The sequence below is a fragment of the Stenotrophomonas maltophilia genome (assembly GCF_004920835.1).
In the GTDB taxonomy this organism is placed as follows: domain Bacteria; phylum Pseudomonadota; class Gammaproteobacteria; order Xanthomonadales; family Xanthomonadaceae; genus Stenotrophomonas; species Stenotrophomonas maltophilia_AQ.
Genome location: NZ_QFHO01000018.1, coordinates 1 through 13,009 on the forward strand (window position 1 = coordinate 1; position 13,009 = coordinate 13,009).

Genomic DNA, 13,009 nt, shown 5'->3' on the forward strand with positions numbered 1-13,009 from the left:
AGATGGGTATAGGGGACAGTGGGCGCTGTCCTGCGCACACGGCAAGGCCCGGGTTGGGCGTCCTGCCCAACCCGCCCGAGGCATGCCTCGGGCCCATGCGGCTCACGCCCCCGCAACCGGACCCACCCCGCCTTCGACAGTTTTCCTCGATCTGTTGGATCTGACCCCAGAATTTCATTCGATATCTGACAGATGTGTCGACCAAGGTCGACACCTACCAACAGCCGCCGGAATCTATCGAAGGCGGGGCACTGTGGGGTTGCGGGGTGTGAGCGGCATGGATGCCGCGACCAAGCCCCCACGGACGGGTTTACGGCGTCCCCGCAAGCCCACAGTGCCCCGCCATCCCACGGAATGCACGCTGTTGCTGTTGCTTCGGCTGTTGCCGTTGCCTCTGCGGGTGCAGGGCGCAGCCCTGCCGAACACCCTCAAATGTCTGTAGGAGCCAGCCCGTACTGCTCGGCGAAGCGCTTGCTGAAACTGGCGGCAGACCGGTAGCCCGCGCGTGCGGCCACGGTCTTCAGCGGCAGATCCGTCGTGTACAGCAACGTCATTCCATGTGCCAGCCGCGCCTCGGTCAACAACTGCCGCAGGCTGGTGCGCTCGGCTGCCAGCCGACGGCGCAGGGTCGCGCCGCTCAGCGCGAACTGCTCTTCCACATCGCGTGATTGCCAGTCGCGGGCCGGTTCGGCGGCGATGCGGTCGCGGATCTGTTCACCCAGGCTCGGTACCTGCGGCAGCAGCAGGTTGCCATGGCCCTGCCGGCACAGGGTCAGTACCAGCGAGGCCAGGGCCAGCCGTGCGTCGCTGTAACGGCCGTCCTGCAGCGATTGCCGCCACTGTCGCAGCACCGCGCCATGCTCGGTCAATGGCAACCGCCCCATCATCGGGCCGGGGCTGGGCAGCGCTTCGCTCCACAGCGTGCGCGCCGCGGCCAGTACTTCGGCACACAGCGGTACGATGGCACTGAGGTAGCGGCCGGTCCCCGGGTCGGGCGTGTTGACTACATCGATGCGGCAGCGCTGGGTGATCAGCAGGATGTCGCCGGGCACGAAATCCAGCGACTGATGCGCGGTGCGTACCTGCTTGCGGCCTTCCAGCAGGATTGCGAACTGCGGCTGTGGAATTTCCACCGAACTGGCGCCGTGTTCGCGGCGCGCAGTGATGCAGGCATAGCCTTCGGCGCGCTCGCAGCCGGCCAGGCTGGCCATCTCTGCCAGCAGGGCGACGGCCGGTGGCAGCATCGTGGTCATGACACGTGGGCTCCCAGCAGTCTGCCGACACCGGCAGCGGCGGCCATCGCCAGCGCGCCCCAGAACATTACCCGGATCGCACCGCGTGCAGGCGAAGCACCGCCGGCCCGGGCGGCCATTGCGCCGGTCAGGCACAGGCCGAGCAGGGTGCTGGCCGTGGTCATCATCGCTACCTTGTCGGCCGGTGCCAGCAGCGCGGTCAGCACCGGCAGCGCGGCGCCGCAGGTGAAGGCACCGGCCGAGGCCATCGCCGCCTGCAGCGGGCGTGCGCGCAGTTCTTCGGTGATGCCCAGCTCGTCGCGTGCGTGGGCGCCCAGCGCATCGTGGGCGGTGAGCTGTTCGGCCACCTGCCGCGCCAGTGCCGGCTCCAGGCCGCGGTGGCGGTAGATCGCGGCCAGCTCTTCCAGTTCGCTGTGCGGATCTTCGTGCAGTTCGCGCTTTTCCATCGCCAGGTCGGCGTCTTCGGTGTCGGCCTGGGTCTGTACCGACACATACTCGCCGGCGGCCATCGACATCGCGCCGGCCACGGTGCCAGCCACGCCGGTGGCCAGGATGGTCGCGGCGGAGGCGCCGCTGGCGGCCACGCCGACCACCAGGCCGGCGACCGAGACGATGCCATCGTTGGCGCCCAGTACGGCGGCCCGCAGCCAGCCGACGCGATCGGCACGGTGCAGCTCGGGATGTCGTGAATGGCGGCTCATGGCCCTGAGTGTACGAGGGTCAAGAGGGTGTCGGTAGGATGCTGAAACCCGTCACCGTCGCATGACGCGACGAAGTGCCACGCTATAGTGCGCCCTTGCGATGCAAGGCCCTCAGCCCCACATCCCCTGCCACTGTCCAGCGAGTCCTCCCCTTGTCGAGCCCCAGCCACGTCGCCGATACGCCCATTACCGACCGCTCGCAGCTGGTGGCGGAGATCGCCTCCGGCGAGAAGCCCCGCGCGCAGTGGCGCATCGGTACCGAGCACGAGAAGTTCGGGTTCTGCCTGGATGACCTGCGTCCGCCGACCTTCGAAGGCGAGCGCGGCATCGAAGCGCTGCTCAATGGCCTGGTGCGGTTCGGCTGGGCACCCGTGCAGGAGAACGGCAACACCATCGCCCTGCTGCGCGATGGCGCCTCGGTGACGCTGGAACCGGCCGGCCAGCTGGAATTGTCCGGTGCGGCGCTGGAAACCATCCATCAGACCTGCGTGGAAACCGGCACCCACCTCAATGAAGTGGCGCAGGTGGCCGGTGAACTGCAGCTGGGTTTCCTCGGCATGGGCTTCCAGCCGAAGTGGACGCGCGATGAAATGCCGTGGATGCCCAAGGGCCGCTACAAGATCATGCGCTCGTACATGCCCAAGGTCGGTTCGCTCGGCCTGGACATGATGACCCGCACCTGCACCGTGCAGGTGAACCTGGATTACGCCAGCGAAGCGGACATGGTGAAGAAGTTCCGCGTGTCGTTGGCGCTGCAGCCGATCGCCACCGCACTGTTCGCCGACTCACCGTTCACCGAAGGCAAGCCGAACGGCTACCTCAGCTACCGCTCGCACATCTGGACCGATACCGATGCCGATCGTACCGGCATGCTCGACTTCGTGTTCGAGGACGGCTTCGGTTACGAGCGCTATGTCGACTACCTGCTCGATGTGCCGATGTATTTCTCCTACCGCGATGGCATCTACCACGATGCCAGCGGGCAGAGCTTCCGCGACTTCATGCAGGGCAAGCTGCCGGTGCTGCCAGGCCAGCTGCCGACGCTGCGCGACTGGTCGGACCACACCACGACCGCGTTCCCGGAAGTGCGCCTGAAGAAGTACCTGGAAATGCGCGGCGCCGATGGTGGCCCGTGGAGCCGCCTGTGTGCGCTGCCGGCATTCTGGGTGGGCCTGCTGTACGACGACACGGCGCTGGATGCGGCGTGGGATCTGGTGCGTGACTTCAGCCTGGCCGAGCGCCATGCGCTGCGTGATGGCGTGCCCAAGCACGCGATGGGCCTGCCCTTCCGCGGTGGCACCGTGCGCGACCTCGCCCGCGAGGCGTTGAAGATTTCGGTGGACGGGCTCAAGCGCCGTGCGGCGCGCAATGCCGATGGCCAGGATGAAAGCAAGTTCCTGGACGTGCTGCAGGAAATCGTCGAGTCCGGCCTGACCCCGGCCGAGCGCAAGCTGGCGCTGTTCCATGGCCGTTGGCACGGCGACGTCGATCCGGTGTTCCGCGAGTTCGCGTATTGATCGCCTTGCGGGGTTGCCGGCCAGCGGCCGGCACTACCAAAAGAAAAACCCCGGCATTGCCGGGGTTTTTCTTTTTCACACCTGCCTTGGATCAGGCGGCGTTCTTCATCGTCGCCATGTCGATCACGAAGCGATAGCGCACATCGTTCTTCGCCATGCGCTCCCAGGCTTCATTGACGTTCTTGATGTCGATCATCTCGACATCGCTGACGATGCCGTGCTCGGCACAGAAGTCCATCATTTCCTGGGTCTCGGCCATGCCGCCGATCGCAGAACCGGTCAGGTGCTTGCGGCCGAAGATCACGCTGCCACCGGTCAGCGGCGGGTCCAGTTCGGTCAGCACGCCGACCAGGCACATGGTGGCCTCGCGCTTGAGCAGGCCCATGTACGGATTGGTGTCATGGCCGACCGGAATGGTGTTGAGCAGGAAGTCGAAGCTGCCCGCGTGCGCCTTCATCTGCGCGGCATCGCGCGAGACCAGCACTTCATCGGCGCCCAGGCGCTTGGCGTCGGCACCCTTTTCCGGCGTGGTGGTGATCATCACCACGTGCGCGCCGAGCGCCTTGGCGAACTTCACGCCCATGTGGCCGAGGCCACCGAGGCCGATCACGCCGACCTTCTGGCCCGGGCCGACCTTCCAGTGGCGCAGCGGCGACCAGGTGGTGATGCCGGCGCACAGCAGCGGCGCGGCCGCCTTCAGGTCCAGCGTTTCGGACACCTTCACCACGAAGCGCTGTTCGACCACCACGTGGTCGGAATAGCCGCCGTAGGTGGGCGCGCCGCTTTCGCGTTCACGGCCGTTGTAGGTCCAGGTCGCGCCTTCGGCGCAGTACTGCTCCAGATCGTGCTCGCAGGCATCGCAGTGGCGGCAGGAATCGACCATGCAGCCCACGCCGGCATGGTCGCCGACCTTGAAGCGGGTGACGTTGCTGCCGACCTCGGTCACGCGGCCGATGATCTCGTGGCCCGGCACCATCGGGTAGATCGAGCCACCCCAGTCGTCGCGGGCCTGGTGCAGGTCGGAGTGGCAGATGCCGCTGTAGAGGATCTCGATACGCACATCGTCCGGGCCGACCGCGCGGCGTTCGAACTCGTACGGGATCAGTGGGTCGGTATGTGAATGGGCGGCGTAACCACGGGCGAGGGACATGGGGAATCCTTGGCAGGGTTTGTCGAAAGGCGTTTTACAATACGCCCCGTACCCAGCGGCAAGAAGCACGGATATCGGCATGATTCATCAAGTGAAACTGCACAATCATGGCCACTGACAATCTCTCCCACCTGGCTGCGTTCGCCGCAGTCGCCCGCCACCGCAGCTTCCGCCGTGCCGGCGCCGAGCTGGCGCTGTCGACCTCGGCGGTGAGCTATGCAATCCGCGCGCTGGAAGAACGGTTGGGGGTGGGCCTGTTCCATCGCACCACCCGCAGCGTGGCCCTGACCGAGGCCGGGCAGCGGCTGCTGGAGCGCCTGCAGCCGGCCTTGGGGCAGGTGCACGATGCGTTGGAGGAGATGAATCAGTTCCGTGCTGTCCCGGCTGGCCTGCTGCGCATCAACGCCACCCGCGCGGCGGTGTCGACCCAGCTGGGGCCGCGGTTGGCGCGCTTCCTGCGCGCCCATCCCGACGTGCGGGTGGAGCTGACCGAGAACGACGGCCTGGTCGACATCGTGGCCGAGGGCTACGACGCGGGCGTGCGCCTGCACGAGTTCGTGCCCGAGGACATGGTGGCAGTGCCTATGGGGCCACCGCTGCGCGGGCTGATTGTCGGCTCGCCGGACTATCTGCGGCGTCACCCGGCGCCACAGCATCCGCGCGATCTCGCTGCACACGAATGCATCCGCTTCCGCTTCGCCAGCGGGCATCTGTACAAGTGGCAGTTCGAGCGCGGTGGGCAGGCGCTGGAGATCGACGTGCCCGGACGGCTCACGCTGGGCGAGCAGGGCACCGTGGTTGGCGCGGTGCTCGATGGAATCGGCCTGGCTTACGTGCTGGAAGACACCGCGCGGCCCTACATCGAATCGGGCCAGATGGTGGCGGTGCTGGAAGACTGGAGCGAGCCGTTCGCCGGCTTCGCGCTGTACTACCCGAAGCAGCGGCAGATGCCCGGTGCGCTGCGCGCGTTCGTGGATATGTTGCGGGAGTGAATGCTGGTCTGCTCCAGTAGATCCACGCCATGCGTGGATGGTGCCACGCTACGGCGCCTGCAACACCGGCGCCAACAACGCCATGCACTCGCGCAGATGCACCTCTACCGGCGCATCCTCGGCCACCACACCGATCACGCGTTCGCGTAGTGGCTCGGCCACGGCCATCGCCAGGATCAGCCGTGCCATGCACGCGGCATCTCCCTCGCGCAGCAGCCCACGCTGCTGCTGCCGTGCCAGCCAGTCGGCCAGCAGCGCCCGGCAGCGCTCGATGCCGTTGTCCAGGTAGGCCTGCAGCAGCGCTTCCTTGCCGGGAAAGTCCGTCGCCAGCAGACGGAACACCTGCACCGCCTGCGGCGAAAGCGCCTGTGCACACACTGCCTGCAGGATGACCTGCAGCAACGGCACGACCTCTTGGGCATTGCGCGCATCGCGCTGCAGCTGCGGCGCGAAGCCGTCGGTCCACTCGCGCACCGCCAATCCGACCAGTTCCTCGCGGTTGCTGGCGTGGCGGTACACGGTCTTCTTCGCCACCCCGGCATGCGCCGCCACCGCTTCGATGGTGGTGGCCTCGTAACCCTGTGCCAGCAACAGCTCCAGCGTGGCCTGCAGCACGGCGTGGCGGACTTCGGCTTCCGGCCGCGCAGGACGGCCGCGGCGGCGGGTCGGCGTTGAGGGCTCGGGCAGGGTGGTGCTGTTCATTGCGCCCATCTTACCTCATCCGGGTAATTGCGAAACGACGAACGTTTCCGTATTGTCGGGCATCCGAACCCCGTAGGAGACCTTCATGGATACCGCTGTGAACGCACGCGCCTGGCTGGATCACCACGATCTGCTCGACCCGGCACCGATGCATCTGGAAACCGGGATCCAGCGCCGGGAAGATGGCACCTTGCTGGTGGCGGTGCGCACTGACCTGCACGGTTGCAAGGGCCGCATGCTGGACTGGTGGTTTACCTTCTTCGAGACCACCCAGCACATCCGCTGGTGGCATCCAGTCGATCATGTCGAACATCGCGGCTGGGATGAGGCCTGGCAGCGCGGACGCAGCTACCACGGCGCCAGCATCCATGCCGTGGAATCGCTCGCCGACATCCCGCCGGTGGCGGCGCGTTTGAAGTTCCATGACCCGAGCACGCTGCTCGCACCCGAGCACCTGCGGGCGGCGCAGGAAGCAGGAGATGTGTCGGCGGTGATCGCCGCGCGCATCGGTTTTGGTGATCACGTGCGTCTGGATGCGCACGGTGATCCCTGCGACGGGCAGATGTTGCATGTGGCACGCGATACCCCGTTCGGCTGCGTGCTGCGTAGCCGTTTCGTGCTCGGCCTGGACAGCACCGATCCGCAACGCGATGCCAGCGATGCGGTAGGCCTGGGCCTGCTCAAGCACTGCTACACGGAGTTCAGTTTTCTTTCCCGCCTGCTGCCGTCGCTGTACTACGGCGAGCGTGCCAACGGCGAGGCAGTGCCGTTGCCGTGGTGAACCACGCGCTGGTCATTCGAGCAACGCGTCGTAGCCTTCGCCACTGAACTGGATCAGGCAGAAACCGTGGCCGAAAGGATCGGCCAGCACGGCGATGCGACCCCAGCGATGTTCGCGCAGCGGCTGCTCGAGTGTTGCCCCGGCCGCAACCGCACGTGCCAACGCCGCTTCGATGTCATTCACCACCCAGTCCAGGTGCAGCGGCGTCCAATGGCGCTCGTAATCGCGCACGTCGCCGTCCTCGGTGGCGGCGCTGCCGGCCTCGTTCTGCAGCAGGTACAGCGGCGTTGGTCCGCCGAGCAGTTCCACGGCGCCCGGGCCGAGGCGGCGGCCGATCTGCAGGCCGAAGGCTTCGGTGTAGAAGGCCTCAGCCACCGCAAGATCGGGAACGTCGAGATTGACGATGAATGATGCGGTGGGCGTATCCATGGGCGTATCCAGTGAATCCGGGCGGGCAGTGTACGCCCGCTGTGCGATGCGGCGCACCGGCGCTGTGCGGGTGCGGCCGCATCCACGCATGGCGGGGATCTACTGTGCGCGCGGGTAATCGAGATAGCCAGCTTCGCCGCCGCCGTAATAGGTGCCGCGATCGGGTATGGCGAGTGCAACATCGCGTTGCAGGCGCTCGACCAGATCTGGATTGGCGATGAACGGCTGGCCGAACGCGGCCAGGTCGATGGTGCCGGCCTCGACCAGTTGCAGGGCGCGCTCGCGGGTCATGCCACCGGCCAGGATCACGGTGCCACCGTAGGCCTGCTTGAACTGCTGCAGGAACGCTTCGCCCAGCACCGACTGCCCTGCCTGCAGGTTGTCGTTGAGATGCACATAGGCCAGCCCGCGCTTGCCCAGTTCCTCGGCCAGATACAGATAGGTGGCCTCGTTGTCGGGGTAGTACGGCATGTCGAAGGTGAGGTTGTTCGGCGCCAGGCGCACGCCGATGCGGTGGGCGCCGATGCGCTGGGCCATCGCGTCGACGGTCTCCAGGATCAATCGCGTGCGGTTGGGCAGCGAGCCGCCGTAGCGGTCCTCGCGTTCGTTGATGAGTGGGTTGAGGAACTGTTCGAACAGGTAGCCGTTGGCCGCATGCAGCTCGATGCCATCGAAGCCGGCGGCGATGGCGTTGTCGGCGCCCCGTGCGAAGTCGGCAATGATGGCCGGGATCTCTTCAGTGGCCAGTGCACGTGCCGGAGTGGGATCAGCATGGCCTCGGCTGCCATCGTCCAGATACACGAATGAGGTGTTCTTCGGCGCGCTGGCCACCGTGCGCGTACCCGCGCTTACCGGTTGGCCGCCATTGGGCTGCAGCGAGGAATGCGACATGCGGCCCACATGCCAGAGCTGGGCGAAGATCGTGCCTTGGGCGGCATGCACCGCCTCGGTGACCAGCTTCCAGCCGGCCACCTGTTCGGCTGACCAGATGCCCGGCACGTCGATGTAGCCCTGGCCTTGCGGCGAGACCGGCGTGCCTTCGCTGATGATCAGGCCGGCGCTGGCGCGCTGCCGGTAGTACTGCGCGGTGAGCGCGTTGGCGATCGAGCCGGGATTGCGGGCGCGGGTCATCGGCGCCATCGCGATGCGGTTGCGCAGGGCGGCTCCAGCGAGGTCGTAGGGGTGGAAGAGGGCGGCGGTCATGTCGGTCATCTCGGTGCGGGGGAGAGGCGCCACAGGCGCGATGCACACAGGATGGAGTTGACATGCGGGCGCATAAAGCGCTTCGATCTCCCTTGGTGCGGGACTATTTGTCCCCAATGGGGGTGTAAGAGATGCTGCCGCTGGAATCCTTGAATGGCCTGGTGACGTTCGTCACTACCGCACGCTCGGGCAGCTTCACCGAGGCCGCCGATGCATTGGGCATCTCGCGCTCGGCCGTGGGCAAGGCCATCGCCCGGCTGGAAACACGGTTGGGGGTGCGCCTGTTCCACCGCACTACGCGGCGCATCGCACTGACCACCGATGGCGAGGCGTACTACGCGTCGTGTGCGGCGGCGCTGGAAGAGATCTCCGCGGCCGAGGCCTGCCTGGGTTCGGCCGGCCTGCCCAGCGGGCGGCTGCGCATCGACATGCCGTCCTCGTTCGGGCGGCTGGTGGTTCTGCCGGTGCTGCTGCGGTTGTGCCGGCAGTACCCGGACCTGCAGTTGACGTTGACCTTCACCGATCACTTTGTAGATCCGGTCGAAGAGGGCATCGACCTGCTGATCCGGTTTGGTGGGCTGCACCATGCCGAGCATCTGGTCGCGCGCCGGCTGGGTCGCCAGCGCCTGGTCACGTGTGCATCGCCGGCGTACCTGCAGGCACATGGCGTGCCGCGCACGGTGGAGGAACTGGCGCAGCACCGCAGCATCGTCGGCTTCCGCCATGGCCAGCCGGTCTGGTGGCGGATCGGCAGCGAGGAGGACGAGGGAACGTTCATTCCCAGTGCGCCGTATCAACTCAATGACGGCGACGCGGTGATCGAAGCGGCCATCGCCGGGCTCGGTATCTGCCAGATGCCGGTTTCACTGGTGCGTCGCCACCTGGAATCCGGCGCACTGCAATCGGTGCTGGACGAGCACATGCAGCGGCACATCGACATCCATGCGCTGTGGCCACCGACGCGCCACCTGCGGCCCAAGGTGCGCTATGTGGTGGATGAGCTGACCCGGTTGGCGGGTGAGGGATTGTTCGATTGAGCGGGGCCCGGAAACCGGGCCCCGCCTGTGGAACCGCTGCGCCTGGCCTACTTGAAGTTGTAGCGCAGGCTGGCCATGTAGCGACGGCCCAGTGAATCCAGCACATACGGGAACGGCCCGATGTCGTCGCCTACGTTGATCACCGACAACGTCACGCGAGCGGCATCGGTGATGCGGTAGGTGACGTTGGCGTCCCAGGTGGTCCAGCTGTCTCGATAGAAGTACTGACGACTTTCCGGGGTATCGGTCATGGTGTATTGGGCGCGGCTGGTGTAGTTGGAGGCCACGCCGTAGTTCCAGTTGCCGATGCGGTGCTGTGCGGTCCAGCGGAACTGGCGCTTGGGCTCGTTGAAGCTGCCCGCCTGTTCGACGAACGGCACGTCCCGGTTCGCGGCCTGGCCACGGTTCTTCGGCATGTAGCCGTAGAAGTCCAGGTCCAGTACGCCGAAGCGCGACAGGTCCCAACGGTAGCCGACTTCGGCGGTCCAGCCACGGAACATCAGCACCGGGCCGTTGCCATACTCGGTCTTGATGCTGGTAGCCACGCCGGTGTTCGGATCACGCGTCACCAGGCCGCAGAAGCGGTTGGCATTGGGCACGTTGGCGGCATTGAAGTCGGCGTTGTCGAAGCAACCGGTGATGATGTCGTTGGCGCTCAGCGAGGTGATCACGTTGTTGATCTTGATGTCATACCAGTCGGCGGCGACGCGCAGGCCCGGGATCCATTCCGGCGCGAACACGATGCCGGCCGTCCACGACTTCGCCGTTTCGTTCTGCAGGCGGGTGCTGCCGTTGGTCGAGCCCAGCGTATTGGTCGGTTGCTGGCGGAAGGTATTCGGATCGGCGCCCGGGTAAGCGGCGAAGAATGCCTGGCAGTTGCGGCGACGCACCGCCGGATTGGAGCCGCCGCTGATATTGTCCAGCGAGCACACTTCCGGGATGTTGTAGTAGGCCGGCTGCTGGGTGGTGTAGAGCTCGGCGATGGAGGGCGCGCGCAGTGACTGGGTCTTGTTGCCGCGCAGCTGCAGGCCAGCGATCGGTTCGTACTGGATGCCGTAGGTGAACGCATTGAACGCGCCGGCTACGGAGTTGTCGACGCGGCGGAACTTGGCGGTCAGGTCCAGGCGATGCAGGCCCGGGAGGTCCCAGTCGGGATTGAACAGTGGCGCCAGCACTTCGGCGAACACTTCGTTGGTGTGGTACTTGCCCTCGGCCGCCTGGGTCGGCACCGAACGGCCCTGGCCCAGGCGCTGGTACTCGCTGGGGGTGAAGGAGCCTTCTTCGCGGCGGTGTTCGAAGCCGGCCGCCGCGGACAGCTCGCCGCCGGGAAGATCGAACAGGCCGCCGGATACCGATGCATTGATGACGGTCTGGCGGGTCTGCGCCTTGGCTACGGTACGGGTGGAGACATAGTCAAGGGCTTCGCGTGATGCCTGGTTTTCGCCGAACAGGTTCAGCGGGCGGCAGTTCGCATCGGCCGTGGTGCCCGGGCTCGTGGCATCGCAGATGATGCGGCCGCTGGCATCGGTGGTCACGTTGATTGCATTGATGAAGTTCTGCTGGATCAGGCCGGTGCCGAGGTAGTCGAAGTCACCACGGCCGTGGGTGACGCTGGCTTCCCAGTTGAAGTTGCGTTTCCCAACCTCGAACGCACCACTCAGGCCAAGCACCGCACGGGTCAGGCGGGTTTCGGTGCTGGCGTTGTTCATCGACAGGTCGCGCGAAGAACGCGACAGGCGGAACGAGGTGATGCCGTTGTCGGCGAGGATCTTGCGGGTTTCCGCACTGAGGAACGGATTGCTGGCACTGAAGGTCAGCGCGCCGCTGGCGGTACCGCCGCCGTCCAGGCGCGCATTGCCGAAGGACACCGCGTTGTAGACGTTCTGGTCCAGGGTTTCGCGGGCGGTCGCTTCGTATCGCGAAAGCTCGAAGAAGCCGCGCACGTTGTCGGTGAAGTCGAAGCTGCCGGTGGAGAACACCGAGCGTCGTTCGAGGTCGGCGATCAACGGCACCGTCTCGAACAGGTTCAGGCCGTCACCGCCGGAGGCATTGCCGCCCGCGTAGCTGGTGCCGGGGTTGAACTCGACCAGCTTGCCCTCGTTGTTGAACTGCCACAGTTTGTCTTTGTTCGGGCCGAAGCCAAGGATGTCACCCAGGCCGTTGCGCGTGTAGCTGCCGGTGGCCGGCATCACCAGGCCACCGAAGGTCATGCTGGCAATGCGCCGGTTGCGGATCCAGACCTGGTCGGGGATGCCATCGCGCGGCCCGGTGTTGAACGGAATGCTGCCGTCGATGCGGCCATCATTGGTCGGACGGCGCAGGGGCTGGGAAGTGGCATTGGCCACCGTGGGATTGGCCTGCAGGCTGTAGCCCTGGCGGTAGAAATCACGTTGCAGCGCGTTCACACCGTCGGCGTTGTCCAGCTCGGCGGCCACCACGATGTGGCCGCGCCCATCAGCGAAGTCGGTACCGAAGATGGCCGACCAGGAGTAGCGCTCGTTGTCGTTCTTGCTGGTTCTACCGTAGCCCAGCTCGACTTCGGCGCCATCGAACTTGTCGCGCAGGATGATGTTGTTGACGCCGGAGATCGCATCCGAGCCATAGGTGGGGGCGCCGCCCACGCTCAGGCTTTCAATGCGTTGCACCATGACGCTGGGGATGGCGTTCATGTCGACCTGGATGCCAGAGCCGCCGCCAGCACCAAAGATGGTGGGCGGGGTGGAGGTCACGAAGCGGCGCCCGTTGACCAGGGTCAGCAGGCGATTACTGCCCAGGCCGAATTTGCTGGCGAAGTTGACGCCGGCACCGAAGCCGGCCTGGTCGCCCCGCGAACTGACGCCCGCGCTGACGCCGGGAATCCGGGTTACCGCATCGATGAGGTTGGTATCGCCATAGTTCTCGATCGATTCGCGGCTGACTACCGCGGCCGGTTCCAGCGTGTCGAAGCCTGCGCGGTAGATGCGAGAACCGGTGACCGTGATCCGGTCCAGTTGTACGGGGGTCTTGGTGCTGCTGGCGGGCTCGGCCTTCTCTTCCTGCGTGGCGGCCTGCTGTGCCATGGCCGGTGCGGCGGCCACCAGCACCAATGCCGAACCCAGCGCGACAGACAAGCGACTGCGGGCGAACAACGGTCGGTACATGATTTCTCCCTGGTCACGCCAATGTGACTCAGGGATAAACGCAGAGGCGAACACGGCACCCTACGTCATGAAAAAGTAACAATTGAATCTATTTATTATTCATT

Annotated in this window: 11 protein-coding genes; 4 read left to right on the forward strand and 7 right to left on the reverse strand. The window is 66.0% G+C overall.

All coding sequences use genetic code 11. The features are described 5' to 3' along the window. Positions 1–428: 428 nt before the first annotated feature. On the reverse strand, positions 429–1,253 hold the full coding sequence (locus DI041_RS13485; RefSeq protein ID WP_046982986.1) for a helix-turn-helix transcriptional regulator: 825 nt from the start codon (positions 1,251–1,253) through the stop codon (positions 429–431). Next, positions 1,250–1,954, reverse strand: coding sequence for a VIT1/CCC1 transporter family protein (locus DI041_RS13490; RefSeq protein WP_136639623.1), 705 nt, complete (start codon positions 1,952–1,954; stop codon positions 1,250–1,252). The genes DI041_RS13485 and DI041_RS13490 overlap by 4 nt, the downstream gene beginning before the upstream one ends. 152 nt (positions 1,955–2,106) lie before the next feature. On the opposite strand from DI041_RS13490, the gene DI041_RS13495 reads away from it, so the two are divergent. After that, positions 2,107–3,471, forward strand: a complete 1,365-nt coding sequence (locus tag DI041_RS13495; protein ID WP_136639622.1) for a glutamate--cysteine ligase — start codon at positions 2,107–2,109, stop codon at positions 3,469–3,471. Between the two features lie 91 nt (positions 3,472–3,562). Here DI041_RS13495 and DI041_RS13500 read toward each other — a convergent pair whose 3' ends face one another. After that, positions 3,563–4,621 (reverse strand): NAD(P)-dependent alcohol dehydrogenase, encoded by a 1,059-nt coding sequence (locus DI041_RS13500; RefSeq protein WP_032129891.1) that lies wholly within the window; start codon positions 4,619–4,621, stop codon positions 3,563–3,565. A 107-nt stretch (positions 4,622–4,728) separates the two neighbouring features. Between DI041_RS13500 and DI041_RS13505 the strand changes: the two genes are divergently transcribed. Continuing rightward, positions 4,729–5,613 (forward strand): LysR family transcriptional regulator, encoded by an 885-nt coding sequence (locus tag DI041_RS13505; protein WP_046982989.1) that lies wholly within the window; start codon positions 4,729–4,731, stop codon positions 5,611–5,613. Between the two features lie 48 nt (positions 5,614–5,661). On the opposite strand, the gene DI041_RS13510 is transcribed toward DI041_RS13505, so the two are convergent. After that, a complete protein-coding gene (locus DI041_RS13510) occupies positions 5,662–6,324 on the reverse strand; it encodes a TetR/AcrR family transcriptional regulator (protein WP_136639621.1) in 663 nt (220 codons plus the stop codon). Between the two features lie 76 nt (positions 6,325–6,400). Between DI041_RS13510 and DI041_RS13515 the strand changes: the two genes are divergently transcribed. Then, on the forward strand, positions 6,401–7,096 hold the full coding sequence (locus DI041_RS13515) for a DAPG hydrolase family protein (protein WP_136639620.1): 696 nt from the start codon (positions 6,401–6,403) through the stop codon (positions 7,094–7,096). Between the two features lie 12 nt (positions 7,097–7,108). On the opposite strand, the gene DI041_RS13520 is transcribed toward DI041_RS13515, so the two are convergent. Then, positions 7,109–7,525, reverse strand: a complete 417-nt coding sequence (locus DI041_RS13520) for a VOC family protein (RefSeq protein WP_136639619.1) — start codon at positions 7,523–7,525, stop codon at positions 7,109–7,111. 99 nt (positions 7,526–7,624) lie between these two features. Continuing rightward, positions 7,625–8,728 carry an alkene reductase gene (locus DI041_RS13525; protein ID WP_046983013.1) on the reverse strand — a complete coding sequence of 368 codons (1,104 nt, stop codon included), beginning with the start codon at positions 8,726–8,728 and terminating at the stop codon, positions 7,625–7,627. Between the two features lie 131 nt (positions 8,729–8,859). Here DI041_RS13525 and DI041_RS13530 point away from each other — a divergent pair, with 131 nt between their 5' ends. Further along, a complete protein-coding gene (locus DI041_RS13530) occupies positions 8,860–9,765 on the forward strand; it encodes a LysR family transcriptional regulator (protein WP_046982993.1) in 906 nt (301 codons plus the stop codon). A gap of 47 nt (positions 9,766–9,812) precedes the next feature. Here DI041_RS13530 and DI041_RS13535 read toward each other — a convergent pair whose 3' ends face one another. Further along, the gene (locus tag DI041_RS13535) at positions 9,813–12,905 is read right to left on the reverse strand and encodes a TonB-dependent receptor domain-containing protein (RefSeq protein ID WP_136639618.1); all 3,093 of its coding nucleotides are present in this window, start codon (positions 12,903–12,905) and stop codon (positions 9,813–9,815) included. Between the last annotated feature and the right edge of the window lie 104 nt (positions 12,906–13,009).

What these genes read in the sequence shown, in the direction of transcription:
- DI041_RS13485 (WP_046982986.1), bottom strand. Translation starts at nt 1,253, where the DNA reads ATGACCACGATGCTGCCACCGGCCGTCGCCCTGCTGGCAGAGATGGCC.
- DI041_RS13530 (WP_046982993.1), top strand. Translation starts at nt 8,860, where the DNA reads ATGCTGCCGCTGGAATCCTTGAATGGCCTGGTGACGTTCGTCACTACC.
- DI041_RS13520 (WP_136639619.1), bottom strand. Translation starts at nt 7,525, where the DNA reads ATGGATACGCCCACCGCATCATTCATCGTCAATCTCGACGTTCCCGAT.
- DI041_RS13525 (WP_046983013.1), bottom strand. Translation starts at nt 8,728, where the DNA reads ATGACCGCCGCCCTCTTCCACCCCTACGACCTCGCTGGAGCCGCCCTG.
- DI041_RS13535 (WP_136639618.1), bottom strand. Translation starts at nt 12,905, where the DNA reads ATGTACCGACCGTTGTTCGCCCGCAGTCGCTTGTCTGTCGCGCTGGGT.
- DI041_RS13515 (WP_136639620.1), top strand. Translation starts at nt 6,401, where the DNA reads ATGGATACCGCTGTGAACGCACGCGCCTGGCTGGATCACCACGATCTG.
- DI041_RS13500 (WP_032129891.1), bottom strand. Translation starts at nt 4,621, where the DNA reads ATGTCCCTCGCCCGTGGTTACGCCGCCCATTCACATACCGACCCACTG.
- DI041_RS13490 (WP_136639623.1), bottom strand. Translation starts at nt 1,954, where the DNA reads ATGAGCCGCCATTCACGACATCCCGAGCTGCACCGTGCCGATCGCGTC.
- DI041_RS13505 (WP_046982989.1), top strand. Translation starts at nt 4,729, where the DNA reads ATGGCCACTGACAATCTCTCCCACCTGGCTGCGTTCGCCGCAGTCGCC.
- DI041_RS13510 (WP_136639621.1), bottom strand. Translation starts at nt 6,324, where the DNA reads ATGGGCGCAATGAACAGCACCACCCTGCCCGAGCCCTCAACGCCGACC.